The sequence below is a fragment of the Algoriphagus sp. genome, from assembly GCF_030694375.1.
GTDB lineage: Bacteria > Bacteroidota > Bacteroidia > Cytophagales > Cyclobacteriaceae > Algoriphagus.
In genome coordinates, this window is the sequence record NZ_JAUXYL010000041.1 from 54,692 (window position 1) to 81,495 (window position 26,804).

The following is a 26,804-nucleotide window of genomic DNA, read 5'->3' on the forward strand; positions in this document are numbered from 1 at the left end:
TCTAAGGGTTGGTTGAGAATTTTCTCCTTGCTATCCGGACTTCCCCACTTGAATCCAAATACCTAACCCAAACCAAAAAGTCCCCGCTTAATTCGGATGTCTGGATACTTTCGCCCTTTGCTTTTCCCCAAAACAATACGGTCCTGAAATCGGGAAATTTACCGCCATCCCCGGGTTTTGTGAACTGTGATTTATCAAGCTCGATTTTTGGCTGAAGACCGAAATAATCAAAAAAACGAGCGCTTGGAGTCAGTGGGTAAAGTCCAAAATTATTTCCAAAGCTACTAAAGCTTAGCACTCCCGGATAGGCCCGGTCATTGAGATAGAATTCCCGATTGAGGACTTCCAGTTTGCTTAGAAATTTGGGATTGAAGCCGGAGAGCAAATCCGAATCAAAGACCGGCATTGCATCGATAAGGATTAATGGATTGGCATCGAAAACATTTTTCACTGCTTCATTCAAAAGTCGAAATTCCTTCTTCTTATCGCGAATCCGGACAGAAACACTTGGAACATATTCCCGAAAGACAGTCTCGACGGTTTCAAATCGTGTGTAATCATCTAAAGAAAACGTGTAATCGGCAACAAATCCTGTAACAACCTCCAGTGAATCACTGTCATATTTCTCCACAAAATAGGATTCAACAGCTGCTGCTTTTTGGAGTTGCGAAAGAAAAGTTAACTCGGTTTTTGGAATCGAGAGAACTGGAAAATTAAAATCCTGACGGAATTTCGTTTTAACCACAGGAGAAATGATTTCGAGACCTTCCATTTCAGCACCATCTTCCAGCTGGATAACGAGTCTGTCCCAGTGTGAAAGGCCTCCTGCATCAAATAGAATCTGTCCCTTTACATCGGCACGGTCAGTGTACAGTGCACTTTGCTTTCCATGGAGTGAGAGAAAATAGGTCAAACTCGTATCAGCCTGAGGGACTCTTGATTCCACAATGTGTCCAAAAAGCTCAGGTAAAAGTGGCCTTTGTTCAATTTCAACATAGGCCTCTCTGGAATTAATTTGACGCTGCTCTTCTTCCAAATACGAGTTGGAAATGGAAACCCCCGAGGAAATAATCTCTGCAGAATTGTCAAACGAAAGCAGAAATGTGGAGCCTACTTTGGGGTTTGCTTCACTCAACTGTATTAAATCTGACGATGTTCCTCCTGATCTTTTTGGAATTAATTCATTTGTCCCAGCCGTTTTGGGGGGAATTTTTGGATTGATTACTGTAACGAATTGCTGAGCAATCCCAATTTCCAAATCAAGATATGGGCTGATCCTCGTGTAGACTCTGAGTAAATAGTGGTCAGAAGGAATGGCTGTCGAAAGCAGTAAATAATTCAAGGCCTTGCCCTCCTCCAACGGGATTTTGGCGTAAGCTACCGAATTTGAAAAGCGATCCACCAACTCCACATAAAGGACTTTTGAGGGGCTTGGCTTTTGATCTCCTTTTACCTCAGCTTCCAACCAGATTTTTTCCCCAACCAAAAAGAGCGTTTTGGGAATTTGAAAGGATACATTTTCTTTTGGTCTATTGACTCCTTGTGCTTTACCTGAGGAGAACGTGATCAGTAGCAAGACAATCATCCCAAATAAGGAAAAGAATCGCTTCCTGAAAATCGAATCAAAATATCCGATCAATGCTATTTCTCTTGGTCGTCTAATCATTTTTCCAAAAATCAGGTACTGTTCGGGAAGCGTACAGGGTGCAATCGGCACATTTTCTTTCTGTTGGATAATACCCTACTATGGTGGTGCCCTCCATCAATTCGCGGGCAGGGACTACCACTCCGGCGGCAAAAGCTGACTGATACGCTGGAAATCGGACAGGCTCTTCCGCAACTATACAACCACTGAAAATAGGGTTGGTATAACCCCATGGGGAAACATCACTGAGGTTGATGTAAATTCTACGCTGCTTGATCACCCCCATGCTGATTTGACCGAGCACAAGGATATTGGAGTTGCCGACAGCTTTGATATTTCCAGAAATCTGTGAAGGTAAGGGACTGAAGATTGACCCGATATCCTCGGTATTTCTTTTTAGGGTTTCCCAAAATTTTACTGCATTTGCATCGATTGCCTTTTGGGAAATCAGAATACTGTATCGCTCCTGAATTCGCTCATCTCCAACCGGTATTTCGGCAATAGTTTTTCTGAAAACCACCTGATTTTGAAATCTTGAACTTGTCTCCAACAAAATATCGGGGTTTTGCTCGCTTTTAAAGCAAAGCGAAATCTGTTCAGCCTGAGTTCTGTCTCTGACATTTCTGGTGGCCGGATCATAGATGTAGTTCGTTCTGATTCGAGGTCGGAAAATCCAGGTCTCTTCATACGTCCAAAGGAAATCATCAGCAGCCTCATTCCCTTGGGTATTGACATAGACCTCCACTCCTTCTTGGTCTCTTACAAAACCGGCATCGATAATATCAGGCGTGATGATGGGTCGGATCAGAGTAGATTCAAAACGCTCTCCGCCTCGCAGGACGATTTCCAGTCGATAGTTGGCATTTTCAGGAAGGTCACGGGCGAAGACATAAACGCCCGGTACTTTTTCAGCCAGTGAAAAAGCCGCACCGCTTTCGGAGTATAAGTTCACACTCGCTCCAATCTCCGGCGCAAAAGTCGTCTTAGCGTCTATCGGAACAGTTCTGCTGATCCGAAGTTCGCTCTCCAGCCCTTCTGTATCGAGGTATCCCTCCACTACCAATACCGAAGTGAGCTGTTGGGGAATTTCAGGATCAAAAGGTTCCCTACAGGCAAAAAGCCCAAAAATCAAAGCAAGAAGACCTAGGATATTCGCTCGCATCAGAATCTGAAATTATAAGTGATGAATGGAATAGGCTCTGCGAATATCGAAAGCTTATACCCCTGCAATTTTCCTCCTTCCGGAATATAATACACAGAAAAAGGATTGTCCCTTCCCAAAATGTTGTATACCCCGAATGACCAGGAGGCGTGCGCCAGCTTTTTGACTTTGTGGTTTCCCTCCAGATTTACTGAAAAATCCATTCGAAAATAATCCGGAATTCGGACTGAATTACGATCCCCGAAATACACGCGTTCCGACCCCCCATACTCAAACTTGGCAATGGGCAACGTGACGGGGCGGCCAGTACTGTATTTTCCGGCAAGGGTTGTATTTACTCTTCGGCTCAGTTCATAATTCAGCACGACGTTGGCATTGTGGGGCTGATCAAAATTACTCGGATACCATTCCGACCGGTTGATTTGCTCCTTCCCTTCGCGTGGATCGGTCTGTAAGAGGGATCTACTGTAGGTGTAGGCGACTGATCCGTTCAGTTTTCCTGTGGATTTCTTAAGAAAGAGTTCCAATCCATAGGCCTTACCTTTGGTAACCAGGACATCTTGTTCGATGCGGTCGTTTAGGATAATCGATGCTCCGGACCGATAGTCCAAAAGGTTCTCCATCGTACGATAATAAACTTCCGCAGAAAACTCGACCGCATTGTTTTTAAGATTCTGAAAATAGCCCAGTGCGTATTGAATTCCTCTTTGCGGAGCAATGAACGCATCACTCAACTTCCAGGTATCGGTAGGCGTGATCACAGATGAATTACTCAGCAGGTGGATATTCTGTCGCATGGTATTCACTCCCGCTTTGATGGATGACCAATTGGTCAAGGCATACCGACCTGACAAACGGAACTCAGGGCCATGATAAGTGTTGACCAGTTCACCGGAACTGTAGTTTTGCTCACCGATGATATTTTGTGGCAAATTTGGCTCGCCAGATGCATAAATAGGCAAAGTCTGCGGGCCAAAGTATCCATACAAATTGTATCGCAACCCTCCGGAGATTGTAAGCTGTTCATTGACTTCAAATTCGTCTCCAAAAAAGAGGGAAGTCTCCAATGCCCTCTCGGTAGGCACATCATCAGGAATGACAATACTCTCTGACCCAAAAGGAGCTATTTTCCCCGGATTCAAATCATACCAAATGGAATGAACCCCATAAGTGAAAATGTGGCGTTCACCTTTTTCCTGACGAAACTGGGCCTTGAGAAAACGCTGACGGATATCGAAATTGTACCGGTAAGAATTCAATGGATTATCCTCTCCCTGAACCTGAAAATCGTAGGCATCTTGTCCAACCGAAAAGGTTGCCTCCACCCGGTCATTGAAATAATGTATCCAGGACAGTGCGAAATTTTGGTTGGAATAGCTGTAAACCGTATCGGGATCAAACTGGAACTCATCTTCACTGTAATATCCGGTAAACCTTAAAATATTTTTCTCATTGACCTGATGCTGAATAGTGCCATTGAAATCAGCAAAAAATGCCCTACTCGCTCCTAGATCTGCTCGATCCTCCAAATAATCCAACAACCAATCTGAATAGGTCATTCTAGCACCTACTATAAAGGTGGTCTTTTGTCCAATTGGTCCATCCAAACTCAATCTACTCGTCAGGGGACCGATCCCTCCTGATCCCCCGATTTTATCGGTTCTTCCCAGCTTTGGAGTGACCTGCAGGACGGATGATAATCTTCCTCCATAACTCGCCGGAATTCCTGCCTTGTATAATTCCACACCCTCCACCATATCAGAGTTGACTGAGGAGAAAAATCCAAATAAATGAGAAGGATTGAATAGGGTGTTTTGATCATACAAAATCAAATTTTGGTCAGCGGCACCTCCGCGCACATTGAAGCCTACGCTTGCTTCGCCCGCTGTATTTACTCCTGGCATGGTAAGGATTCCTTTCAATATATCGACTTCGCCCATCACGGAGGGGAGTTTTCTCATTTGTTGGGCAGTAAGAGACTGAACCCCCATCTCAGGGCGGGAGACATTGGTCAAAGCGCCTGACCGGACTATCACTTCACTAAGCGAAAACACACCCTCTCCAATACTCATATTCAGCTCACCGTCTCCTTGGAGATCGATCAGCCGCTGCTCGGTATAGCCTCCAATATTTTGAACCAAAATCGTCTGATTGCCCTTCAGTATAGTCAGCTCATAGCGTCCTTGCTGATCGGTAATAGTTTGTGTTTGGCTAAGTTTCTCGTACACTACAGCACCTTGGATGGCTTGTCCTTTCTCAAGACTTAAGACCTGACCGCGGATTTTTGCAGTGGCACTGCCGCCACTTGGCACTCCAATTACGTACCTTCTATTTCTGACAAATTCATCTTCTGATCCGGCCGATTCCCCGGATTGATTTCCTGAAGTTTGGCTAAAAAAAGTGTCCGGAAAGTCCACCGACAATTTTACTCCCTTGCTGATGAAAACTTCTCCTACCTTCGAGATGGAAAATTTAAGGTCTGATTGTGAAAAAATCAGCCCGAGTACATCCTCCAACTTATCGTTATTGGCTTGCAGATTAACTGTCAGACCCGCTATATCTGCTTTTTTAAAGAAAAATCGATAGTTGGTTTCTTCTTCCACCTTTTCCATAAATCGCTCAAAAGTGACTCCGGGATAAAATCCGGAGATTCTTTCAGGAGCTTGCTGCGCAAAAGAAAAAGTCGAAATTATACACAGCAAGAATACTAACACTTTGGTGAAAAGTCTCATAGGGCAGCTTACTGATCGGAGGATTTTGTGACTAAATACCGAAGGAATTTTTCAGGACTTTGTTTAAAATTCAAGCCTTCAGCCCGAAGTTCTTTTTTGGTGTCCTTTGGATTTAGCCCGATAATTTCAATTGCTTGGTTCCTGGAACTGACCGGGAAAAATTCCCCGTTTTTCCATAGAAAAAAATCAGTCTTTTCTACGAAAAGGGCGTCGAATTGAGACATTTCACGAAGGGCTTTGGTGGTCTTATAGCGCTTTGCAAGTGCTTTGAACTTGCCCTCACCCAAGATTTCATAGATTCCGTTTTGATTTCGGGAGTATCCTGAGTTTCCGGACAAAAAGCGAAAACTTGACCCGTTTGAAAGGGTAAATCCATCAATCTTCTCAGGCTTAATCAGGATTTTCTGATTGAAGATCGGATGAAATGTCACCAATTGATCTAAATAGCTGTCGTAAAGCAAAGGCACTTCAGGATAGACTATTCCATTGATGCTTAATCTTCCTTTTTCAAATTGTCTGGAAGCAAAATAGGGGTCTCCCTGAATGAGTCTCGAGGCCTCGGCATATTGGCCTCCTGTGATCAATTCCTGAAAATAGGGCAACTGCTCCCTGTACTCCGTAAGATAAGCCAAATCTCCCCCAACCACCTGAGCAACTCCATTGCTCACAAAACATATCGTGGTGAAAAGAAAAAATATTATTTTTTGCATGCCGTAAAATACGATTGAAAATCCTAACCGTTTAGATTAATTCAGAATAAGTATGAACGGCTATCTGTAACTTTGAAAGGGCAAAAATTACTAAAATTCAACCTCCATGACTACCCGAAGAAACCTGTTAAAAACCTTAGCACTTTCCCCATTGGCTATTTCTGCTGCTCCTGTCTTTGGACAATCCGCTGAAAAGAAAGAAAGCTCTTTTAAATTCTCCTTAAACACCAGCACGATCCGGGGGCAAAAGCTAAGTTTACCACAAATCATCGAACTCGCAGCACGAGCAGGATATGATGGCTTCGAACCCTGGATGATGGAGATTCAAGCGTATTTGGAAACCGGAAAGTCCGTGGCCTCGCTGAAAAAATTGGCATCTGATGCGGGTATTGAATTTTTTGACTGCATCGGATTCCCGACGTGGATGGCACAGGATGAGGAAAAAAGCAGAACTGGTTTCACCCAGATGGAAAAGGAAATGGGCGTCTTGGCGGAATTGGCTTGCCCACGGGTAGCTGCTCCTGCGATAGGTACCGAAGCACCATTGGATTTGCTGAAAGCCGGTGAGCGCTATAAGAAGCTTCTGGAACTGGGCCGGAAAACCGGAGTTATGCCGCAATTGGAGTTTTGGGGAGCTTTTCCTTCCTTTTTCCACTTGGGACAGGCCATGGCTGTGGCGGCGGCGGCGGACGACAAAGACGCCAAGATCCTCGCCGATGTCTATCACCTATTTCGCGGAGGTTCTGGATTTGAAGGAATGAAAATGCTTGATGGACATGCGATAGACATTTTTCACATGAATGATTTCCCCATCGAAATCCCAAGAACCGAGCAACAAGACAAGGATAGGGTTTTTCCCGGTGATGGCGGCGCACCAATGAAGGAATTGGCTGACACCCTCAAGTCCAAAGGCAAGCCCATTATCCTCTCATTGGAACTCTTCAATCCGACTTATTACGCCATGGACGCCGAGTATGTGGTGAAGACTGGTTTGGAGAAGATGAAGCGGTTCTTCTGAGTTGGGAAAGAGGACGATTTAAGGAGGGTAAGCCTAAAGAGATTAAATCACTTTAGGTTTTACTTTTATTCTTTATCAATTTCAATTACCCAAACCTTTTTGTTGTTATCATATGATAATCTCTTTCTGAAATAGGGTAATAATATCATCGCTGAATCTACCGATGGATTTTTGATTTGGATAGTTCGTTTATTATTATCTAAAGTGTATTTGAATCCATAATTTTCTTGGAGATGCTTCGTGAATGCTTTATAGACAGACATCGAATCAAGTGAACGATTCATTAAATTAATTACAGAATCTGCTTTCTTAGAATTTGAATAAGCGTCATTTGCCAATTGGTTATATAAACCAACTAGTTTATTATAATCATAAACCAAAGTATCGTATTTGCCCTCACTCACCTTTAATCCCTCCTCTAAATCATTTGAAACATAAAGTGCCTCTGATAATTGCTCTAATTTTTCATTTAAATCATTTCGTGCCTGCTTCAAGTCTTTCGCCAAAACATCATATTTCACAACCTCCCCATCTCTTTCAATATAATTGTAACTAATCGAATTTGTTACGGAGTCAATATTTAAAGTAAATACTTTATTTAAAATTGAATCTCTCTTTGCCAACTTTTCGATTAAAATATCTCGTTCGTGTAATTGCTTCTGCAACGTATCTGTATAGTAAGTTAAAACCAAAGAATAAATCGACAATAAAACAATTATCGTTATCGCAAAAATTCGATCTATATTAGACGCCAGATTACTTTTTAAGTTTTTCATTTTCTACTTTAAGTAATTGGTTTTCAGTTTTAAGCTCTAAAATCAAATCATCAAATTCTTTTACCTTTTCATACAATTTATCATTATGATTTTTATTTGATTCATTCATTTCAATTTTATGAAAAATATCTGCGACCAATTGACCAGTACCAAATCCGAAACCAAAAATAGTGAGGACCACAACAAAGACCCCAGCATTGGAATTAAAAACCTCCCTCCAATCTTTTCTTTTCTTATTTGAATTACTTTTTGCCATGGGAAATTATTCGAAGTAATCAAATTCCTCCACCAACAATCTGTAAATTTCCCCTTTGACCATTTTGGTCAAGGAAGATATCTCCGCAAACAATTCTCCCAGATCTGTCAAATTATTATCACTTGCATATTTCTTAATCTGAATTAAACCTGAATTCTTGGTCACAAAGTCGGGAAAATCAAAGTATTTGAAATATGGTTCATCGTGGAGGCCTACATTTTCCAAGATTCCGCCTTTGCAATATTCATAATTCCAAACACGGTACAATTCCTTGATTTTATCCACCAATTTAATCGCAGCAGGAGGATTAGAGACGATTTGCTGGTCCAATACTGTGTTCCAAAATGATTCTGAGTTATTTGTAGAGAGTGGATTATCTACAAATACCTCTGGCGCCCCGAGCATAGGATTATTAGCCTCAAACTTTGTTACCACGCATCGGTTCTCAGCCAATACAAAAGCAAAACATAAGGAATACCAATAATTAGCCAATTCGGGCTTAATATCAGGTACCCATATATCAAATTGATTTGCCCATAAAGGATATGTTTCCAAATTTTTTGAAATCGCAAACCACGTCAAAGTTCTTTTTGCAGAAATCAAATCAAATGCACAAAATGACCTGTTATCACTTGGGCCGTTAAAACACTTTGACTTATTTTTGTCCTTAAAAACTGAATCTAGTCTAAACCAAATTCTTTGAATCGGCATTTGGAAACGAGGATCCTCAAGACGGTATTTAACTCTTACCGGAGTACAATTATCCATGAATCCGATAAATTCGGAGCTTTCAATACCATAAGTTTTTTTATTCTCCCGTCTAGGATCAAGCAGAGGTAACCCTCCAAATACTTTCATGGACTCTTTCTCAGTCTTTGTAGGATCTCTTTTAAAATCAAAACTACTTTGATTAAGCCAATCTTGAATGGATGTTTTGAGAGCAAGCTTAACATTCTCCTTCCTATCTATTAATTGATTACATTGCTGATCTATTTCTTCAGAAGACGCAGTCCAATTTAGATTCAAGTCTATTTTTTTGAATTGGGTCAAATCCAATGTTCTGACTTCATTTGTTTTATCACTCTGATCGTATTTCCAAACAGTGAAGGCTAAGGGCCACTTTCCGTCTAGTTTAAAAAACTCATTACTCGTCACCAGAAATCCTGTTTCAAATTTAAAATGCTGATCCCATTTTTCTCTAAAACCAACATACGTTGGCCGAGGGATTAACCATGAGGTGGGCGTAAAAATGAAAACCAAGGGATGATGTTCAGTATTTTTTTCATTTTGAGCTTTGGCGATCAACAAAATCTGACCGAGAAATGCTAAGTATCTCTCTTTACCAGCATCACTTCCGGTCAATTCCAGAATTGAAGGATCAATTTCATACTCAGCATCCTTATCGGAACGATTTTTTACATTTTCATCTGTGTTTTTATAGGGAGGATTGAGTAAGAAGGCCAAAGGCTTATCCATTTTTAGGTTTTTGCCTTTTAATTCCTTCTCTAGACGCTCCAAATATTCCCTGGCAGAAACATCCAAAAAATTTAATCCCTTATTATCTGAGGTTTTGGGGATGATGGTAAATCCTGTATCCATGTGATAGGGATCTATTTTCATTCGTTTCTCTATAGTCCGAAGTAAATCAGGCTGAAGTTCAGATACGATCTTATGTTTTAATTTTCCTCTCCAACTTGTCACCAAGTTACCAGAGCCCCCTGCAGGGTCAAATACAATGTAATTCTCTCCAAGATCCTCTTTGAAATAGTTTTGAACAAACCACATGGCAAACTTGCTGAGATTCCCGTCCGTGAAGAAAATCCCGTGTTGCTTGGCATATTCGGGGTCTAAGGCACTTAATACTTCATCAAATCGGGAAAAGTAATAATCAGCTGTAAGACCAGAGCCCTCATTTGTAAAGACATAATGATTTTCAATCAGGTTTTTGAATTCTTTTTTGAATCTTGCTTCAATGTGTAATGGTTCACTGCTTTTATGACCTCTAAAACCAACCACTTGTACAGTATTAGAATAATCATTCTCTGACATTGTTGCTGTAATATCCCAGTAATTAACTACGGTGTAAAAGGCATGTATAGCATCAATGGGATTTTCAAACATAGACTTCATCAATTCAATAGTATGAATGAAGTTGTGAGTATTGATCTGAATACGTGAAGAATCTAAGTTTTTGAGAACTTTTAGAATCTCGAAGGTTTCTGTAGTGAGATTTTTAGCTCCTGCAAACATATCTCCTTGCATTGATTTAGGGTCAAGCCAATAGATTGCAGAATCCTTAATCAGGTTAAGTTGGGCCTTTTGAGTTTTTCGTGCATTGTTCACTCCCATTTGATTGGGCGATATCGAAGCATCAGCAGTATTAATGAGAATTGCTGCAAACTCAGGTATCTTGTTTGTCTTCCAAATCCCAACAAATTCTTGTGCAATCACCATTACAGTATTATAGGCCAGACCAAATCTCTTACTGTAATGAAAGGCTTGATAAAACCCCTTTGCCCAGTCTGAAAAGGAAGATTTACTCTCTACAATTATTTGTCCCGGAATATAAATATCTGCGCCAAAAGCTCCCGATTCAGCCCTGAAATTATCTTTGAAAAGCTTTTTGAAAAGAGGAAAGAGAAGTTGACGCTTTGCGTCTTCATTTTCGCCACTTTTTTAAATACTTTTTGAGGTCTTCAAGTTCAAGACCAAAGGTTGGAGCTGCCACAATTGAAAAGTTAGAATTCTATATGCTCTAAGATATTTAGTTTTAGGGAAATTCAGTAGGTAAACAATGAAACTTGGGTAATAATTACCCAAAAATTGTACGAAGAATTTTTTTTCCAAAAAGTTCAACCCTATTCAGGGTTGTTTTCTGCATTCTGTTTTACACTTTTCCCTAGGTTTCACCTAGGGTTATTGAGAGGTTCGACCACTCCGCGGTCATTGGTTTGGAGATCGATGGTTTTCAGATCTCCGACCCCTGATAAGGGGTCAAACTTCTCAATAGCCATGGGTATAACCCATGGAAATGAGAATGGATGAACGATCCCCACGACCCCGGAGGGTGTCGAACTTTTCCCTTTTTTCATCCCAAGCAGGGTACTTCCCACCTCGGCGAAGTCTATTGTCGTTCAGGGTTGAGGTTCCGTTGACGCTATGCGTAGATCGCATCAACTCTTTTCTATCTATAATTCCTTTTACTTTGATGAAAAGGAATTTGGCTTTAGCTCATCCCCAAAGGATTTTACAAAATACCCATGGCTTTAGCCAAAATTAGCATTGCGAATGCTGGGCTAAAGCCCAAACTTTTTTCATGCCTATTTTCAATCCCCCCTACTAAAGCAGGAGGCAAATTATCAGAACTTTCAGGCTATAGTTGGAGAGATCTCAATTTTTTAATCTTGTAATTTTCCAATCTTACAATCTCCTCACCCAAACAAATCCGAACTGAGATATCTGTCTCCCCGGTCGCAGGTGATGCAGACAATCAGGCCTTCTTCCAGTTCTTTGGATAATTCGATTGCGGCATGCAAGGCTCCTCCGCTACTCATTCCGGCTAGGATTCCTTCTTCCTTGGCCATTCTCCGGGTCATTTCAGTAGCTTGCTGCTGACTGACGTCAATCACTCGGTCCACACGGACTGGCTCAAATATTTCTGGCAAAAACTCAGGGGACCAGCGTCGGATTCCGGGAATACTGGAACCGTCAGTAGGTTGAGTACCGACAATTTGTATGGCCGGATTAACCTCTTTCAGGTATCGGGAAACTCCCATAATCGTTCCAGTTGTACCCATTGCTGTGACAAAATGGGTCACCCTCCCGGCTGTGTCGTTCCAGATTTCGGGACCGGTGGTCTTATAGTGAGCCAGGTAATTGTCCGGATTCCCAAACTGATTGAGCATAAAATATCCTTCCTCATCCCGCATCGTTTCTGCTAAAACCCGGGAATATTCAATCGTCTTTGCGGCTGGGGTCAAAATAACCTTTGCCCCATAGGCTTCCATGGAAAGCACCCGCTCTTTGGTGGAGTTATCCGGCATGATTAGGGTCATATCCAGTCCCAAGACTTTAGCCACCATCGCCAGGGCAATTCCGGTGTTTCCACTTGTGGCTTCGACCAGTTTATCTCCTTTTTTGATTTCTCCGCGATCCAAAGCCGAACGAATCATATTATATGCTGCACGATCCTTGACACTTCCACCAGGATTTTGGCCTTCCATTTTACAAAAAATCTTTACCCGCCGATTAGTAGGAATGACTTCCAATTCCACCAAAGGCGTATTCCCGATCAGTTCAAAGAGTTTCATGGTTTTTTTTGATGATTTTTGACACAATGCCTAATTCAAAAGGAAATGCTGGAATGATTAACTTTTATGAAATGAGAACAAATCCTTAGTGACTTAATTCGTCTATGTCATTTTTGAAGACATATACGTCAGTCACTGTACCTTCCTCGTGATGCATTTGGGTTTGGTAATAGACCTTCGACCCGGGAAGTACAGACTTGGTCAACCATACATTGCCTCCGATGACACTATTTTTGCCAATCGTTGTCTTACCTCCGAGGATGGTAGCACCAGCATAAATGACCACATTATCCTCGATCGTGGGGTGACGTTTGATGTCTGCATCAGCTTTGTCCACACTGAGTGCTCCAAGCGTCACGCCTTGGTAGATTTTTACATGATTCCCGATCACAGTTGTCTCTCCGATTACCACCCCTGTACCATGATCAATGCAAAAGTATTGCCCGATGGTAGCCCCTGGGTGGATATCAATTCCCGTTCGACTATGTGCAAATTCAGTGATCATTCTTGGAATTAATTTAATACCCAACTGAAGTAAAAGGTGGGCAATTCGATAGGCTGCAATCGCATAGAAACCAGGATAACTTCTGAGGATTTCTGTGCGTGATTTAGCAGCGGGATCTCCTGCGAACATGGCGTCCACGTCTTGATTTATCCAATCAAAAACCTTTTCTAAATCGACAAAAAACCGTTTGGCAAGTTTTTCTCCATCACCAGAATGGAGGTGGATATTTCGGGTTAAGATATTGGAAAGCTGAGCTTGAAGATTTTCCAACCTAGATTTTACATCTTCCTCTTCACGGATTTTTTGGACGGAATATTCTGGGAAAAGTAACCCTAATAAATCCTCAAAATACTGTTGGATAAGCTTTGGAGAAGGGCAATCAGAACAATCCTGATGAGACTTATGTATTTTTTTTATAAAAGATTCCATAGGAAGTTAAAGGTGGAATTGTTACAGGACAAAACCAACCCGAATTACATAAGGTTCAGCATAGTAGGAATTTTGGTTATCGTGAAGGACGTTGTATAAAAAAGTAAAGTTAGCTCCACCCCTTGGTCCAAATGGAGCAAAATACCCCCCTCCCACAAAAAAAGCATTGGTCCAGATTCGTCTAAAATTCTCGACGCGAACATCATATCGCTCCCAATTGATGGATTCATACTCTAAATGAGTAAATATATTGGGCAGAATATTGTACCTCCCAAATACCCGGCCTCCATAAGAAGTGCTCTGTGCACCCTGAAAACGCTTATCATCATAATATTGAATGGTACCACCTAGGCCTCCGGATAGTTTGGGTGTGACCATGACTCCCATTAGAGGAGATACATCAATCAAGGTGATTGTTCCGAGCTGAAAGCCCAGATTGCCTCCAAAATATAAGCGGTCCTTAAATGAAACGGAATCACTGGAAATTTCCCGCTGTCCAAAACTGTGATTTGAAACAAAAAAAAGTCCCAGAAGGACAATAGCTATCCATTTACTTTTCGACAACAACATAAAGATCTTCGGTTTGCTTTTTCATCAGATAGCGTTCACGGGCAAACTTTTCCAAAAGTTCAGGATTACTCATCAATTCTTCCCGTTCGGCAGTAATTTTACCTTTTTTCTCCAAGTAAAATTCCTTTTGGTCCTCCAGCTGATATAGCTTGTGACTTAGTCGAAAATGATTTACCAAGTTGTTGGAATCAATAAAAATCATCCAAAAAAGAAAAACCAATGTGGCAAGGACATAAAAATTACTGCTGTATTTGATAAGTTTCTTCATAATGGAATTGAATCTCGTAATCCAAGGTACAAAAATGGTGCAAAAAAAAAGACAGCCCGCTTTAGCAGGCTGTCTCACGATAGCTATTAAAGCGCTATTATTTCAATCTTCCCTTGAAAACGGCTGATTCTCCCAATTGCTCTTCGATTCTGAGCAACTGATTGTATTTGGCCATACGGTCAGAACGGGAAGCTGAGCCGGTTTTGATCTGTCCGCAGTTCACTGCCACTGCCAAGTCAGCGATAGTGGAGTCTTCCGTTTCACCGGATCTGTGTGACATCACTGCCGTAAACCCAGCTTTGTGAGCCAAGCTGATTGCATTCAAGGTCTCAGTCAATGTTCCAATTTGGTTTACTTTTACCAAAATAGAATTAGCGGATCTTTCTTCAATTCCTCTTTTCAGGAATTTGACATTTGTTACAAAAAGATCATCACCAACCAGTTGAACTTTATCGCCAATTTTAGCAGTCAGCATCGCCCATCCAGCCCAGTCTTCTTCAGCAAAGCCGTCTTCGATAGAATCAATAGGATATTTTTCTGTTAATTCAGCCAAGTAGGCAACCTGCTCTTCTCTTGATCTGATTTTTCCAGTTGGTCCTTCAAACTTGGTATAATCGTATTTTTCGTCTTTATAGAATTCGGAAGCAGCACAATCCAATGCAATCGTGACATCAGCACCAGCTTTGTAGCCGGCTTTTGCAATGGCATCCAAGATACAACCCAAAGCCTCTTCTGTTCCGCCGGAGAAGTTTGGAGCAAATCCGCCCTCATCTCCTACCGCAGTACTTAGCCCTTTATCATGAAGGATTTTTTTCAAATTATGGAAAATCTCAGCCCCCATCCGGATCGCCTCGGAAAAGCTGGAAGCGCCGACAGGGCGAACCATGAATTCTTGGAAAGCAATAGGAGCATCAGAGTGAGAACCACCGTTGATAATATTCAACATCGGAACAGGAAGCGTATTTGCGTTTACTCCTCCGATGTATCTGTAAAGTGGCTGACCTGACTCCATTGCTGCGGCTTTGGCAACTGCCAAAGAAACACCTAAGATGGCATTTGCTCCGAGCTTGCTTTTGTTGGCAGTACCGTCCAGCTCGATCATAATTTGGTCAATCGTATTTTGCTCAAATACATCCATTCCTACCAACTCAGGGGCAATTATTTCATTTACATTGGCAACGGCTTTTAGTACGCCTTTGCCTAAATATTTGCTTTTGTCCCCGTCGCGGAGTTCGACTGCTTCATTCATACCGGTAGAAGCGCCACTTGGTACGGCCGCTCGGCCAAATGCACCATTTTCGGTGAAAACATCTACTTCTACAGTTGGATTACCTCTTGAATCGAGGATTTGTCTTGCATGAATTGATTGAATCAACGTCATAGTTTTAAAAGGTTTGTGAAAATTAGTTTTTATTAATAAGTGCTATGAACTCGTCAAAAAGGTAACGAGAATCATGTGGCCCCGGTGAGGACTCAGGGTGATATTGAACAGAGAATGCAGGCTTATTTTTCAGCCGAATACCAGCCACCGTGTTGTCATTTAGATGAATGTGAGTTATTTCTACTTCACTGTTTTTCTCAGTATCTTCTCTGACCACATTGAAACCATGGTTTTGAGAGGTGATTTCACTTTTTCCTGTAATCAAATTTTTTATAGGATGATTGAGGCCTCTATGACCGTGATGCATTTTGTAGGTTTTGATTCCAACTGCCTCGGCAAGAAGTTGATGCCCCAGACAGATCCCGAAAACAGGCTTACCGGTTTCTAAAATTTCTTTAACAGTTTCGACCGCATAATCCATTACAGCAGGATCTCCAGGGCCGTTGGAAAGAAAAAATGCATCAGGATTCCATTCCTGAATTTCCTTTAGCTTGGTTTTAGCAGGAAAAACTTTGCAGTAAACTCCTCGTGTAGCGAGATTTCTAAGAATATTTTTTTTGATACCAAAATCAAGACAGGCTACTTTCATTTTAGATGACTCGTCTCCATAAAAAAATGGTTCCTGAGTACAAACAGTAGAAGAAAGTTCTAAGCCATTCATGTCTGGAACCTTAGCTAATTCGGTTTTTAAGCCTTCTAGGTTTCCTTCAAATTCGGAACTGATAATGGCATTCATGGCACCTTTTGATCTCAAGTGTCTCACCAGTTTCCGGGTGTCGATATCTGCAATGCCCGTAATCTTATATTTCACTAGGTAATCCTGCAAGGAACCGGAGGCGTCCACCCGTGAAAAAATATCTGAAAAACTGTTGACGACAATACCTGCAACACATGGATGCTCAGATTCAATTTCTTCTGAATGCACGCCATAGTTTCCAATATGCGAAGTGGTGGTTACAACAATTTGACCGGTGTAGGATGGGTCGGTATAAATTTCCTGGTAACCGGTCATTCCGGTATTGAAACAAATTTCACCACCATTGGTGCCTGCGTTACCAATTAAGGAGCCATGGAAAACAGTTCCATCGGCCAAAAGAAGTGTTGCTTTTTGTTTTATCATTTGTCTGAAAGTTGCCCAAAGTTAACCAAATCTTGGGAAGGAGGATAAGTGAAATGGGTATAAAAAAAGGATTGAACGAAAGTCCAATCCTTTTGATATTTGAAATTAATTTTCAATTTATTTTTCTTCGTTTTCGTTTTCAGCCGAAGCTTCAGGAGCACTAGGCTCTTCAGTTTTGGCTTCCACAACTGGGACGGAAGCAGCTTCAGTAGCGACTGTTTCTTTAGCTCCAGCAGTCCCTCTACGGGATCTTCTGGTGGTCTTTTTCGCAGGCTTAGCATCCTTAAGCATAAGTTCATTATAATCTACCAGCTCGATGATACACATTTCAGCGTTATCACCAAGACGGAATCCAGTTTTAATAATTCTGGTATATCCTCCTGGACGAGTGCCTACTTTTTCAATTATCTCACCAAAGAGCTCTTTAATCGCATCTTTGCTTTTGAGATATGAAAATGCAATACGCCTGTTATGTGTGGAGTCTTCTTTGGCTCTGGTCACCAAAGGTTCAACAAACTTCTTCAATTCTTTCGCCTTGGCAAGCGTAGTTGAAATACGCTTGTGAAGAATCAGGGAAGTTGCCATGTTGGAGAGCATTGCCTTCCTGTGAGAGGCAGTCCGACCAAGGTGGTTAAATTTCTTACCGTGTCTCATTTTATATTATTCTTCGTCAAGTTTGTACTTAGAAATATCCATCCCAAAGGTCAGACCTTTTTCTTGGATTAATTGCTCGAGTTCAGCCAATGACTTTTTTCCGAAGTTTCTGAATTTCATCATATCGGAAATTTCAAGTCTAGCTAAATCACCAAGAGTTCTCACATCAGCAGCTTTAAGACAGTTGAAAGCGCGAACAGATAAATCCAGATCGCTCAAAGAAGTCTTAAGAAGCTTACGCATGTGAAGGAATTCCTCATCGATAGGCTCCGGTTCTGCAATGCCGGTAGAATCTAAGACCATGGTCTGGTCAGAGAATAGCATAAAGTGCTGAATCAAAATTTTGGCTGATTCCTGAAGTGCCTTCTCAGGATGGATAGAACCATCTGTAGATACTTCAAGGATCAATTTTTCAAAGTCAGTTTTCTGCTCTACACGTGTATTTTCCACGCTGTACTTCACATTCTTGATAGGAGTGAAGATCGCATCGATTGCTATTTGACCAAAAACCTGCTCTTTAGGTCTGGATTCTTCAGCTGGCAGATAACCTCTTCCTTTTTCGACTGTAATCTCAATTTCGAAGTTTTTGGTTTCGTCGATATGACAGATTACCAATTCCGGATTGAGCACTTCGAAGGAAGAAGTGAACTTAGCAATGTCCCCTGCAGTGAATACAGACTGATTTTTGATTTCCACAGTGATTTTTCCATCAAATGCATCATGCACCTTCTTGAATCTCACTTGTTTCATGTTCAAAATTATATCAGTCACGTCTTCTACTACACCATCAATGGATGAGAATTCGTGAACCACTCCTGGGATTTTGATAGAAGTGATGGCGTATCCCTCCAATGAAGAAAGCAAAATTCTTCTCAGGGCGTTACCAATGGTAACTCCATAGCCTTTTTCGAGTGGTTTGAAAGTGAACAAGCCGTGAAAGTCATCGGCTTTTTCCATCACCACTTTCTCGGGCATTTGAAATGCTAGTATGGACATATGTCTCGTTCTGGTTTTTAGCTGAAAATTGTAAAATTACTTAGAGTAAAGTTCGACAATGAGCTGCTCCTTGATATTCTCTGGAATATCATCTCTGCCCGGTACACTGACGAATTTGCCTGTCAAAGAAGCATTATCCCACTCTAACCAAGGATATCTATTTGCTGCTTTACCTGCCAGGCTGCTGGTGATTGCTTCGAGAGATTTAGAACGCTCTCTTACTGAAACAAGATCACCCGGCTTCAAAGTATAGGAAGGGATATTTACTACTTCTCCGTTGACCAAAATATGCTTGTGCGAAACAAGCTGTCTTGCACCACGACGTGTAGGAGCAATTCCCAATCTATAAACGGTGTTATCCAAACGAGCTTCAAGAAGCTGAAGGAGATTTTCACCAGTAATACCTGTTTTTCTGGAAGCGGTATCAAACATCTTTGCAAATTGTCTTTCCAATATGCCATAGATGTATTTTGCTTTTTGCTTCTCAGCCAACTGGACAGCATATTCAGACTGCTTCTTTCTTCTACCACGTCCATGCATTCCCGGAGGGTAGTTTTTCTTTTGAAGCGCCTTGCTATGCCCTTCTATTGCTTCTCCAAATTTTCTGGAGATTTTCGCTTTAGGACCTGTATATCTTGCCATTCTGTTACCTTTTTAAAATTAAACTCTTCTACGCTTAGGAGGACGACAGCCGTTGTGCGGCATTGGAGTCACGTCAATGATCGTTGTTACATCCAATCCTACGTTTTGCAATGTTCTGATCGCAGATTCACGACCAGATCCTGGACCTTTTACGAACACTTCGATTTTTCTCAAACCTAAGTCGTAAGCTACCTGACCGCAGTTTTGGGCAGCCATCTGAGCAGCGTACGGAGTATTTTTCTTAGAACCTCTGAAACCCATTTTACCGGCAGAAGCCCAAGAGATCACTTGACCTGCATTATTGGTAATAGAGATGATGATATTGTTGAAGGAGGCTCTGATGTGTGCCTGACCTACAGCTTCTACCTTTACTACTCTTTTTTTACCCTTTGCTTTATCGTTTCTTTTCTGAGCCATAATCTAAATCAGGTTTTATTTAGTTGCCTTCTTTTTGTTAGCAACAGTTTTACGCTTACCCTTCCTTGTTCTGGCATTGTTTTTAGTGCCTTGACCACGTACCGGAAGTCCTTTTCTGTGTCTCAAACCTCTGTAACATCCGATGTCCATCAGACGCTTGATGTTTAATTGGATCTCTGACTTCAGTACACCTTCGGTTCTGAGTTCTTCGGCAATAATGTTACGGATTGCGGTAGATTCTTCATCATTCCACTCTCCGGCCTTTTTGTCGAAAGAGATACCGGCCTTAGTCAGGATCGCTTTGGCAGCACTTCTTCCTATTCCGAAGATATAGGTAAGTCCGATTTCGCCGCGCTTATTGTCTGGTATGTCTACACCTGCAATTCTAGCCATGATTAACCTTGTCTTTGTTTATACTTAGGATTCTTCTTGTTGATGACATACAATACCCCTTTTCTACGGATTAGCTTGCAGTCAACACTTCTCTTTTTAATAGATGCCTTTACCTTCATGTCAGTCTATTTATATCGATATACTATTCTGCCTTTTGTCAAATCATAGGGAGATAATTCCAGCTTAACCTTATCCCCGGGAAGAATTTTTATGTAATTCATTCTCATTTTTCCCGAAATATGAGCAATCAACTGATGTCCATTTTCCAGTTCCACTTTAAACATTGCGTTAGACAATGCTTCAATGATGGTACCGTCTTGCTCGATTGATGTCTGTTTGGCCATATTAGAATTTAAAGACCTCTTCTATGTATTTATGCGTTGTCAAAACTTCTGTTTTATCTTCCAATATTGCAACCGTATGCTCATAATGAGCTGAAGGTTTCCGATCTGCAGTTCGGATAGTCCAGCCGTCTCGTTCTTGGACGATATTTCGCGTACCAAGATTGATCATTGGCTCAATTGCAATCACCATCCCTGCCTTGAGCAGGATACCACTTCCTTTTTTTCCGTAATTAGGAACCTCTGGAGCCTCATGAAGTTTCTTTCCTAAACCATGTCCTACAAGCTCTCTGACTACAGTATAGCCTTTCGCTTCGACGAATTTTTGGATTGAAAAACCAATATCACCTATCCGATTTCCTACTACGGCTTGCTCAATTCCTAAATAGAGCGAATCTCGAGTGGCTTTTAATAATGCTAGAACAGAAGGGGATACCTCACCAATAGGATATGTATAAGCGGAATCGCTATGAAAACCTTGGTGAAAGACTCCACAATCTACTGAGATTATATCGCCATCTTTCAATTCATAATCACTTGGAAAACCGTGAACAATTACCTCATTCACTGAAATACAAAGTGAAGCGGGAAAACCGTTGTACCCTTTAAATGAAGGTACGCCATTGTGATCCCTAATAAACTCTTCAGCAACTTTGTCAAGAAAAGAGGTCTTTACCCCTTCTTTGATATGCTTGGCAACTTCTCCGTGAGCTCTACCAAGAATATCAGCACACTGTTTTATTAACTGAACTTCTTCCGAAGTCTTGTATTGAATCATACTAAGCTACCTGGTAATTGGAAGGGTTATTCTTCAAATTACCACTCTTCATCATCCCTTCGTAATGTCTCATCAGTAAGTAGCTTTCGATTTGTCTAAGCGTATCCATGATCACACCTACCATGATAAGGAGGGATGTTCCACCATAGAATTGCGCAAATTCACCACCCACTCCGGCGATTATCGCCAAGGCAGGAAGGATCGCTACGGCAGCAAGCAATACCGAACCTGGTAAAGTAATCTTGGAAATAATCCCATCGATAAACTCTGAGGTAGGTGCACCTGGCTTAATACCGGGGACAAAACCACCATTACGCTTCATGTCTTCAGCAATTTGTTCGGGGTTAACCGTAATTGCAGTATAAAAGAACGTAAAGATGATAATCAAAGCTGCAAACAAGAGGTTATACTGCCATGAGGTGAAATCACTGAAAGTAGTACCTATGTAGTTAGCAATGTCACTTTCCCCTGCCCAAATCTGGGCAATCAGTGCAGGAACAAACATCAATGATTGAGCAAAAATGATAGGCATTACACCCGACGCATTTACCTTAATTGGAATGTATTGTCTTTGTCCTCCATATACTTTACCACCTACTACCTGCTTCGCATATTGAACCGGAATTCTTCTTGTCGCCTCCGTAAGAGCAATTACTCCCACAACAACAAAGAACAAAACAGCAGCTTCAATAATGAGGAGTAACATTCCTGAAGTGCCTTTTTCAAGACCCTCAGCTATTATGGCGCCTGGAAATCTTGAAATGATACCAATCATGATAAGCATTGAAATTCCATTGCCTATTCCTTTTTCAGTGATTTTTTCCCCTAGCCACATACAGAACATCGTTCCTGCTGAAAGCAGAACCAAGGAACTAAACATGAAAAGAGATGTACTTACCATCACAGCACCGGTAGGCAAGATAGTGGCTGAAACATAGCCAATACCCTGCGCAATCGTAATTGCAATTGTAAGAACTCGGGTGATTTGGTTTATACGTTTTCTACCGGACTCACCTTCCTTTTGCATTTTCTGAAAATAAGGAACCCCGACAGTCAACAGCTGCAGCACAATGGATGCAGAGATATAGGGCATAATTCCCAGTCCAAAGATTGAAGCATTGCTAAATGCCCCTCCAAGGAAAGTATCAATCAAACCGAAAATTCCCTCAGGAGCGTCTCCCAACTTGGAAGGATCTACACCGGGAAGAACGATAAATGATCCTAACCTGAAAATAATTAAGAATCCAATTGTGTTTACAATTCTGACTCTCAAATCTTCGATTGAGAAAATGTTCCTAACTGTCGAAATAAACTTTTTCATTTACTTAAATCTTGTTTACGGTACCGCCTAGTTTTTCAATAACTTCAACAGCTGAAGCGGAAAACTTGTGGGCAGTCACCTCTAATTTGGCCGTTAGTTCACCACCACCGAGAATTTTTATCTTATCATTCTTGGAAGCAATACCATGAGCCACTAAGGCATCCATGTCTATTGTAGCAAGATTGAATTGATCGGCTAGGCCTTGCAAGGTATCCAAATTTACTGGTTTGAACTCAACCCTGTTAAAGGATTTAAAGCCAAATTTGGGCACTCTTCTTTGAAGAGGCATCTGACCACCTTCAAAACCAGCTTTAGACTTATATCCTGAACGGGATTTAGCGCCTTTATGGCCTCTTGTAGATGTTCCACCTCGACCAGAACCAGTACCACGACCAATTCTCTTACGGTTTTTAGTTGAACCTTCTGACGGAGTTAATGTATTTAGTTTCATGATTAAGCTGCCTCCACTTTTACAAGGTGATTCACTTTATTTACCATTCCAGCAATCTGTGGAGTATTCTCTACTACTACAGACTTGCTAATACGCCCCAGACCCAAAGCAGTAATTGTTGCTTTCTGATCTTTTGGTCTGTCGATCGTACTTTTTACCTGTGTGATTTTAATCTTCGCCATGATAATTATCCGTTAAAGACTTTCGCCATTTTCACACCACGCTGTTGAGAAACAGCGATTGCATCTCTTAACTGAGTAAGTGCATCGATAGTAGCTTTCACCACGTTGTGAGGATTCGATGAACCTTTAGATTTAGCCAAAACGTCAGTTACACCAGCACTTTCCAAAACCGCACGCATGGCACCACCGGCTATTACACCCGTACCCGCTGCAGCTGGCTTGATCAATACAAGTCCACCACCGAATTTTCCGATTTGCTCATGAGGAATAGTGCCTTTCAAAACCGGTACTTTAACCAGGTTTTTCTTTGCATCCTCGATGCCTTTGGTAATTGCATCTGTTACTTCGTTGGCTTTGCCTAATCCGTAACCTACAACACCTTGGCCATCACCTACTACTACGATTGCAGAGAAGGAGAATCTTCTACCACCTTTAACCACTTTGGCTACTCGGTTGATAGCTACTACTTTCTCTTTTAATTCTGTATCTGTAGCCCTAATGGGTTTTCTTCTTACTTGAGACATAATGATTAAAATTTAAGGCCACCTTCTCTGGCGCCTTCAGCCAAAGCTTTCACATTACCATGATACAAGTAGCCGTTTCTATCGAATACAACTACAGATACGCCATTGGCTACTGCTCTTTCAGCGAGTTTTTTACCTACTTCTTTGGATACTCCAATAGTAGTGTTGGTTTTCGCACCAAGCTCTTTTGAAGATGCTTGTGCCAAAGTGAGACCTTTAAGGTCATCCACCAATTGCGCGTAAATGCCTGTATTACTTTTGAATACTGACAGACGAGGTCTGGAATCTGTACCAGAAATCTTTCTTCTGATACCTTGTTTGATTCTAAGTCTTCTGGAAGTCTTATTAAATGCCATAACCTTTTATTTTTTACCGGCAGTTTTACCAGCCTTACGTCTAACTTGTTCACCAACGAAACGCACACCTTTACCCTTGTATGGTTCAACCTTACGGAGTGACTTGATTTTGGCAGCTACCTGCCCGATCAATTCCTTATCGATACCTTCCAAAGTAATAAATGGGTTTTTACCTTTAGGAGTCTCTGTTTTGATAGAGATTTCATTTGGCATCGCCATAAAAATACTGTGAGAATAACCTAAGCTAAGCTCAAGTATTTGGCCTTGATTAGAAGCCTTATAACCTACACCGACTAACTCAAGATCTTTTTTGTATCCTTCAGAGACACCAATCACCATATTGTTGATCAATGATCTGTAAAGACCATGCAAAGATTTGTGTCTTTTAGACTCGGTAGGTCTAGTGACAACTATTTCGTTGCCTTCTACTTTCACCTGAATATCCGGATTCACATCCTGAGTCAGTGTACCCTTTGGACCTTTAACAGTGACAGTTCCATGAGCTGACACGTCTACAGTAACACCGCCGGGTAGATTTATTGGTTTTTTACCTATTCTAGACATGATAGTATATTAATAAACGTAGCAAAGTACTTCGCCTCCGATACCTTCGGTACGTGCCTCTTTGTCAGTCATCACACCTTTTGAGGTGGATACGATTGCTATGCCCAAGCCATTGATAACTCTCGGGAGTTCGTCATGCTTTACATATTTTCTTAAACCTGGCTTACTAACTCTTTCAAGGCTTACGATTGCGTTCTGCTTACTTGCAGGATTGTACTTCAAAGCGATCTTGATGGTTCCCTGAGGACCATCTTGTTCAAACTTATAGTTTTGAATATATCCTTTGTCGTGCAATACTTTCGTAATCTCCTTCTTGATGTTAGAAGCAGGTATCTCAACGATTCGGTGAGAAGCCTTTATGGCATTTCTCAACCTTGTCAGATAATCAGCTATTGGATCAGTCATGGTATTTTATAGTCTAGCTCCACCCGTTTTGGGCGTGCAAAGTTACGAATTGATTTTTAGAATAAAAACTACTGTCGTTATTTTACCAGCTGGACTTTGTAATTCCAGGAATCTTGCCCGCTGAGGCCATTTCTCTGAAAGTTACCCTGTTGATACCAAACTTTCTCATGTAGCCTTTTGGGCGACCAGTAAGTTTGCAACGATTATGTAATCTTACCGGTGAAGCATTCTTTGGCAATTTGTCAAGGCCTTCATAATCACCGGCTGCTTTCAGCTCAGCTCTTTTCTTGGCATACTTGGCTACCAGGTGCTCTCTCTTTCTCTCACGAGCTTTAATGGATTCTTTTGCCATGATTATTCTTCTTTATTTTTGTTAACGAACGGCATTCCGAAAGCTTTCAATAAAGCATAGCTTTCCTCGTCTGTCTTGGCTGAAGTAACAAAGGTGATATCCATACCGGATATTCTATTCACTTTTTCTATAGAAATTTCAGGGAAGATAATTTGCTCAGTTACACCCAGCGTATAGTTACCTCTTCCGTCAAATCCTTTGTCAGAAATGCCTTTAAAATCACGAACACGAGGTAAAGCGACAGTAATCAAACGGTCAAGAAACTCGTACATTTTTTCACCTCTAAGTGTCACTTTAGCTCCAATTGGCATACCTTCTCTCAACTTAAAGTTGGATACGGCGATTTTTGACTTGGTAGCTACAGCTCTTTGTCCAGTGATTAATGAAAGCTCTTCAACTCCCTGATCAACCAATTTCTTATCAGCTACGGCAGCACCAATTCCTTTGTTAAGGACGATCTTGGTCAACTGAGGCACTTGCATGACAGAAGAGTATTGGAATTTTTCCTTCAAAGCAGGAACGATATCGCCCACATACTTTGCTTTCATTCTTGAATTAGCCATTGATCACCTCCCCGGTTTTCTTTGAGAATCTAACTAGTTTTCCATTTTCACCTGCCTTACGACCTGTTCTGGTGGCTTCACCAGTTTTAGGATCTACTAGCATCAGGTTACTGATATGTAGCGCAGCTTCTTTCTTTTCGATGCCACCTTGTGGTTTTGCTGCAGTGGGCTTGACGTGTTTTGTGATCATATTGATCCCTTCCACGAAAGCTTTTCTTTTTTCAACAACTACAGAAAGTACTTTTCCTGTTTTTCCTTTATCATCGCCAGCGATTACTTTAACAGTATCACCGGTTTTGATATGCAGTTTCGTCTGCTTGTTCAATTTTCTTTCCATGATTAAAGTACTTCAGGGGCCAAAGAAATGATTTTCATGAACTGCTTTTCTCTGAGTTCTCTGGCCACGGGTCCGAAGATACGTGTACCTCTTGGCTCATCGTTGTTGTTAAGCAACACGGCAGCATTATCTTCAAATCGGATGTAGGATCCATCTTTTCTACGGATCTCCTTTTTGGTTCTCACGATAACCGCTTTAGAAACGGTACCTTTTTTCATGTTGCTGGAAGATAGGGCCGACTTTACAGTCACGACTACTTTATCACCGATGGAAGCATAACGCTTCCCAGTTCCTCCCAATACGCGGATAACGAGTACTTCTTTAGCACCTGAGTTATCTGCAACGCCTAGTCTGGATTCTTGCTGTATCATGATTACTTAGCCCTTTCAATAATTTCAACTAATCTCCAACGCTTGTTCTTGCTCAGCGGACGAGTCTCACTGATTTTCACCAAGTCACCTGGGTGGCACTCATTGTTCTCGTCATGAACCATAAATTTGGTAGTCTTAGCCATAAATTTACCATAGATAGGGTGCTTCACTTTACGTTCCACTGCCACTGTTATGGATTTATCCATTTTATCACTAACAACCTTACCAATTCTCTCTTTGCGAAGATTTCTCTCAATCGTAGCCATTTTCTTTTC

35 protein-coding genes are annotated in these 26,804 nt (G+C 41.4%); 1 reads left to right on the top strand and 34 read right to left on the bottom strand.

Features of this window, described 5'->3' with window-relative positions:
• Position 1: 1 nt before the first annotated feature.
• The 4 genes from Q8M62_RS16130 to Q8M62_RS16145 are packed head-to-tail and all read right to left on the bottom strand — an operon-like array spanning position 2 to position 6,249.
• On the bottom strand, positions 2 to 1,666 hold the full coding sequence (locus tag Q8M62_RS16130) for a hypothetical protein (protein WP_304902530.1): 1,665 nt from the start codon (positions 1,664 to 1,666) through the stop codon (positions 2 to 4).
• On the bottom strand, positions 1,659 to 2,807 hold the full coding sequence (locus Q8M62_RS16135; protein WP_304902529.1) for a DUF4249 domain-containing protein: 1,149 nt from the start codon (positions 2,805 to 2,807) through the stop codon (positions 1,659 to 1,661). Before Q8M62_RS16135 ends, Q8M62_RS16130 begins: the two co-directional genes overlap by 8 nt.
• On the bottom strand, positions 2,807 to 5,539 hold the full coding sequence (locus tag Q8M62_RS16140) for a carboxypeptidase-like regulatory domain-containing protein (RefSeq protein ID WP_304902528.1): 2,733 nt from the start codon (positions 5,537 to 5,539) through the stop codon (positions 2,807 to 2,809). The genes Q8M62_RS16135 and Q8M62_RS16140 overlap by 1 nt, the downstream gene beginning before the upstream one ends.
• Positions 5,540 to 5,547: 8 nt before the next feature.
• Positions 5,548 to 6,249 carry a hypothetical protein gene (locus tag Q8M62_RS16145; RefSeq protein WP_304902527.1) on the bottom strand — a complete coding sequence of 234 codons (702 nt, stop codon included), beginning with the start codon at positions 6,247 to 6,249 and terminating at the stop codon, positions 5,548 to 5,550.
• Positions 6,250 to 6,355: 106 nt separating this feature from the next.
• Here Q8M62_RS16145 and Q8M62_RS16150 point away from each other — a divergent pair, with 106 nt between their 5' ends.
• Positions 6,356 to 7,267 (top strand): sugar phosphate isomerase/epimerase, encoded by a 912-nt coding sequence (locus Q8M62_RS16150; protein ID WP_305668225.1) that lies wholly within the window; start codon positions 6,356 to 6,358, stop codon positions 7,265 to 7,267.
• A 65-nt stretch (positions 7,268 to 7,332) separates the two neighbouring features.
• Here the strand turns inward: Q8M62_RS16150 and Q8M62_RS16155 are convergent, their stop codons facing one another.
• From Q8M62_RS16155 to rpsQ, 30 genes are all read right to left on the bottom strand, one after another.
• Positions 7,333 to 8,043 carry a hypothetical protein gene (locus Q8M62_RS16155; RefSeq protein WP_304902301.1) on the bottom strand — a complete coding sequence of 237 codons (711 nt, stop codon included), beginning with the start codon at positions 8,041 to 8,043 and terminating at the stop codon, positions 7,333 to 7,335.
• Positions 8,024 to 8,299 carry a hypothetical protein gene (locus Q8M62_RS16160; protein WP_304902300.1) on the bottom strand — a complete coding sequence of 92 codons (276 nt, stop codon included), beginning with the start codon at positions 8,297 to 8,299 and terminating at the stop codon, positions 8,024 to 8,026. The genes Q8M62_RS16155 and Q8M62_RS16160 overlap by 20 nt, the downstream gene beginning before the upstream one ends.
• Positions 8,300 to 8,305: 6 nt before the next feature.
• Positions 8,306 to 10,753: a hypothetical protein gene (locus Q8M62_RS16165; protein WP_304902299.1), complete on the bottom strand. Its 2,448-nt coding sequence runs from the start codon at positions 10,751 to 10,753 to the stop codon at positions 8,306 to 8,308.
• Between the two features lie 452 nt (positions 10,754 to 11,205).
• Entirely contained in the window at positions 11,206 to 11,412 is a 207-nt protein-coding gene (locus Q8M62_RS16170; RefSeq protein WP_304902298.1) for a hypothetical protein, read from the bottom strand.
• Between the two features lie 318 nt (positions 11,413 to 11,730).
• Complete coding sequence (gene cysM, locus Q8M62_RS16175) at positions 11,731 to 12,609, bottom strand: cysteine synthase CysM (protein ID WP_304902297.1); 879 nt, start codon at positions 12,607 to 12,609, stop codon at positions 11,731 to 11,733.
• Between the two features lie 85 nt (positions 12,610 to 12,694).
• On the bottom strand, positions 12,695 to 13,543 hold the full coding sequence (locus tag Q8M62_RS16180) for a serine O-acetyltransferase (protein WP_304902296.1): 849 nt from the start codon (positions 13,541 to 13,543) through the stop codon (positions 12,695 to 12,697).
• 21 nt (positions 13,544 to 13,564) lie between these two features.
• Entirely contained in the window at positions 13,565 to 14,113 is a 549-nt protein-coding gene (locus Q8M62_RS16185) for a hypothetical protein (RefSeq protein ID WP_304902295.1), read from the bottom strand.
• Positions 14,094 to 14,381 carry a septum formation initiator family protein gene (locus Q8M62_RS16190; protein WP_304902294.1) on the bottom strand — a complete coding sequence of 96 codons (288 nt, stop codon included), beginning with the start codon at positions 14,379 to 14,381 and terminating at the stop codon, positions 14,094 to 14,096. The genes Q8M62_RS16185 and Q8M62_RS16190 overlap by 20 nt, the downstream gene beginning before the upstream one ends.
• Before the next feature lie 97 nt (positions 14,382 to 14,478).
• Positions 14,479 to 15,762, bottom strand: a complete 1,284-nt coding sequence (eno, locus tag Q8M62_RS16195; RefSeq protein WP_304902293.1) for a phosphopyruvate hydratase — start codon at positions 15,760 to 15,762, stop codon at positions 14,479 to 14,481.
• 22 nt (positions 15,763 to 15,784) lie between these two features.
• Positions 15,785 to 16,882 (bottom strand): glutamine-hydrolyzing carbamoyl-phosphate synthase small subunit, encoded by a 1,098-nt coding sequence (gene carA / locus Q8M62_RS16200; RefSeq protein ID WP_304902292.1) that lies wholly within the window; start codon positions 16,880 to 16,882, stop codon positions 15,785 to 15,787.
• Positions 16,883 to 16,999: 117 nt separating this feature from the next.
• Positions 17,000 to 17,536 carry a 50S ribosomal protein L17 gene (gene rplQ / locus Q8M62_RS16205; RefSeq protein ID WP_304902291.1) on the bottom strand — a complete coding sequence of 179 codons (537 nt, stop codon included), beginning with the start codon at positions 17,534 to 17,536 and terminating at the stop codon, positions 17,000 to 17,002.
• 6 nt (positions 17,537 to 17,542) lie between these two features.
• On the bottom strand, positions 17,543 to 18,532 hold the full coding sequence (locus tag Q8M62_RS16210) for a DNA-directed RNA polymerase subunit alpha (RefSeq protein ID WP_304902290.1): 990 nt from the start codon (positions 18,530 to 18,532) through the stop codon (positions 17,543 to 17,545).
• A gap of 36 nt (positions 18,533 to 18,568) precedes the next feature.
• The gene (rpsD, locus tag Q8M62_RS16215; protein WP_092731262.1) at positions 18,569 to 19,174 is read right to left on the bottom strand and encodes a 30S ribosomal protein S4; all 606 of its coding nucleotides are present in this window, start codon (positions 19,172 to 19,174) and stop codon (positions 18,569 to 18,571) included.
• Positions 19,175 to 19,192: 18 nt separating this feature from the next.
• The gene (gene rpsK, locus Q8M62_RS16220; protein ID WP_092731260.1) at positions 19,193 to 19,591 is read right to left on the bottom strand and encodes a 30S ribosomal protein S11; all 399 of its coding nucleotides are present in this window, start codon (positions 19,589 to 19,591) and stop codon (positions 19,193 to 19,195) included.
• 15 nt (positions 19,592 to 19,606) lie between these two features.
• Positions 19,607 to 19,984, bottom strand: coding sequence for a 30S ribosomal protein S13 (rpsM, locus tag Q8M62_RS16225; protein ID WP_092731258.1), 378 nt, complete (start codon positions 19,982 to 19,984; stop codon positions 19,607 to 19,609).
• Between the two features lie 2 nt (positions 19,985 to 19,986).
• Complete coding sequence (gene rpmJ, locus Q8M62_RS16230; RefSeq protein WP_092731256.1) at positions 19,987 to 20,103, bottom strand: 50S ribosomal protein L36; 117 nt, start codon at positions 20,101 to 20,103, stop codon at positions 19,987 to 19,989.
• 6 nt (positions 20,104 to 20,109) lie between these two features.
• Entirely contained in the window at positions 20,110 to 20,328 is a 219-nt protein-coding gene (gene infA, locus Q8M62_RS16235) for a translation initiation factor IF-1 (protein ID WP_009183359.1), read from the bottom strand.
• A 1-nt stretch (position 20,329) separates the two neighbouring features.
• The gene (gene map / locus Q8M62_RS16240; protein WP_304902289.1) at positions 20,330 to 21,103 is read right to left on the bottom strand and encodes a type I methionyl aminopeptidase; all 774 of its coding nucleotides are present in this window, start codon (positions 21,101 to 21,103) and stop codon (positions 20,330 to 20,332) included.
• A 1-nt stretch (position 21,104) separates the two neighbouring features.
• Positions 21,105 to 22,424, bottom strand: coding sequence for a preprotein translocase subunit SecY (secY, locus tag Q8M62_RS16245; protein WP_304902288.1), 1,320 nt, complete (start codon positions 22,422 to 22,424; stop codon positions 21,105 to 21,107).
• 4 nt (positions 22,425 to 22,428) lie between these two features.
• On the bottom strand, positions 22,429 to 22,875 hold the full coding sequence (gene rplO / locus Q8M62_RS16250) for a 50S ribosomal protein L15 (protein WP_304902287.1): 447 nt from the start codon (positions 22,873 to 22,875) through the stop codon (positions 22,429 to 22,431).
• Positions 22,876 to 22,877: 2 nt separating this feature from the next.
• Positions 22,878 to 23,057: a 50S ribosomal protein L30 gene (gene rpmD, locus Q8M62_RS16255; protein ID WP_092731250.1), complete on the bottom strand. Its 180-nt coding sequence runs from the start codon at positions 23,055 to 23,057 to the stop codon at positions 22,878 to 22,880.
• A gap of 5 nt (positions 23,058 to 23,062) precedes the next feature.
• Complete coding sequence (rpsE, locus tag Q8M62_RS16260) at positions 23,063 to 23,581, bottom strand: 30S ribosomal protein S5 (RefSeq protein ID WP_077346324.1); 519 nt, start codon at positions 23,579 to 23,581, stop codon at positions 23,063 to 23,065.
• A 5-nt stretch (positions 23,582 to 23,586) separates the two neighbouring features.
• Entirely contained in the window at positions 23,587 to 23,937 is a 351-nt protein-coding gene (rplR, locus tag Q8M62_RS16265) for a 50S ribosomal protein L18 (protein ID WP_092731249.1), read from the bottom strand.
• Between the two features lie 6 nt (positions 23,938 to 23,943).
• Positions 23,944 to 24,501 (bottom strand): 50S ribosomal protein L6, encoded by a 558-nt coding sequence (rplF, locus tag Q8M62_RS16270; protein WP_304902286.1) that lies wholly within the window; start codon positions 24,499 to 24,501, stop codon positions 23,944 to 23,946.
• A gap of 9 nt (positions 24,502 to 24,510) precedes the next feature.
• On the bottom strand, positions 24,511 to 24,906 hold the full coding sequence (gene rpsH / locus Q8M62_RS16275) for a 30S ribosomal protein S8 (RefSeq protein WP_304902285.1): 396 nt from the start codon (positions 24,904 to 24,906) through the stop codon (positions 24,511 to 24,513).
• Between the two features lie 82 nt (positions 24,907 to 24,988).
• Positions 24,989 to 25,258 (bottom strand): 30S ribosomal protein S14, encoded by a 270-nt coding sequence (gene rpsN / locus Q8M62_RS16280; protein WP_111670697.1) that lies wholly within the window; start codon positions 25,256 to 25,258, stop codon positions 24,989 to 24,991.
• 2 nt (positions 25,259 to 25,260) lie between these two features.
• Positions 25,261 to 25,821 (bottom strand): 50S ribosomal protein L5, encoded by a 561-nt coding sequence (gene rplE / locus Q8M62_RS16285; RefSeq protein WP_092731241.1) that lies wholly within the window; start codon positions 25,819 to 25,821, stop codon positions 25,261 to 25,263.
• A complete protein-coding gene (gene rplX, locus Q8M62_RS16290; protein ID WP_092731239.1) occupies positions 25,814 to 26,158 on the bottom strand; it encodes a 50S ribosomal protein L24 in 345 nt (114 codons plus the stop codon). Before rplX ends, rplE begins: the two co-directional genes overlap by 8 nt.
• Positions 26,159 to 26,160: 2 nt before the next feature.
• Positions 26,161 to 26,529, bottom strand: coding sequence for a 50S ribosomal protein L14 (rplN, locus tag Q8M62_RS16295; RefSeq protein WP_026966248.1), 369 nt, complete (start codon positions 26,527 to 26,529; stop codon positions 26,161 to 26,163).
• Positions 26,530 to 26,531: 2 nt separating this feature from the next.
• On the bottom strand, positions 26,532 to 26,795 hold the full coding sequence (gene rpsQ / locus Q8M62_RS16300; RefSeq protein WP_092731237.1) for a 30S ribosomal protein S17: 264 nt from the start codon (positions 26,793 to 26,795) through the stop codon (positions 26,532 to 26,534).
• Between the last annotated feature and the right edge of the window lie 9 nt (positions 26,796 to 26,804).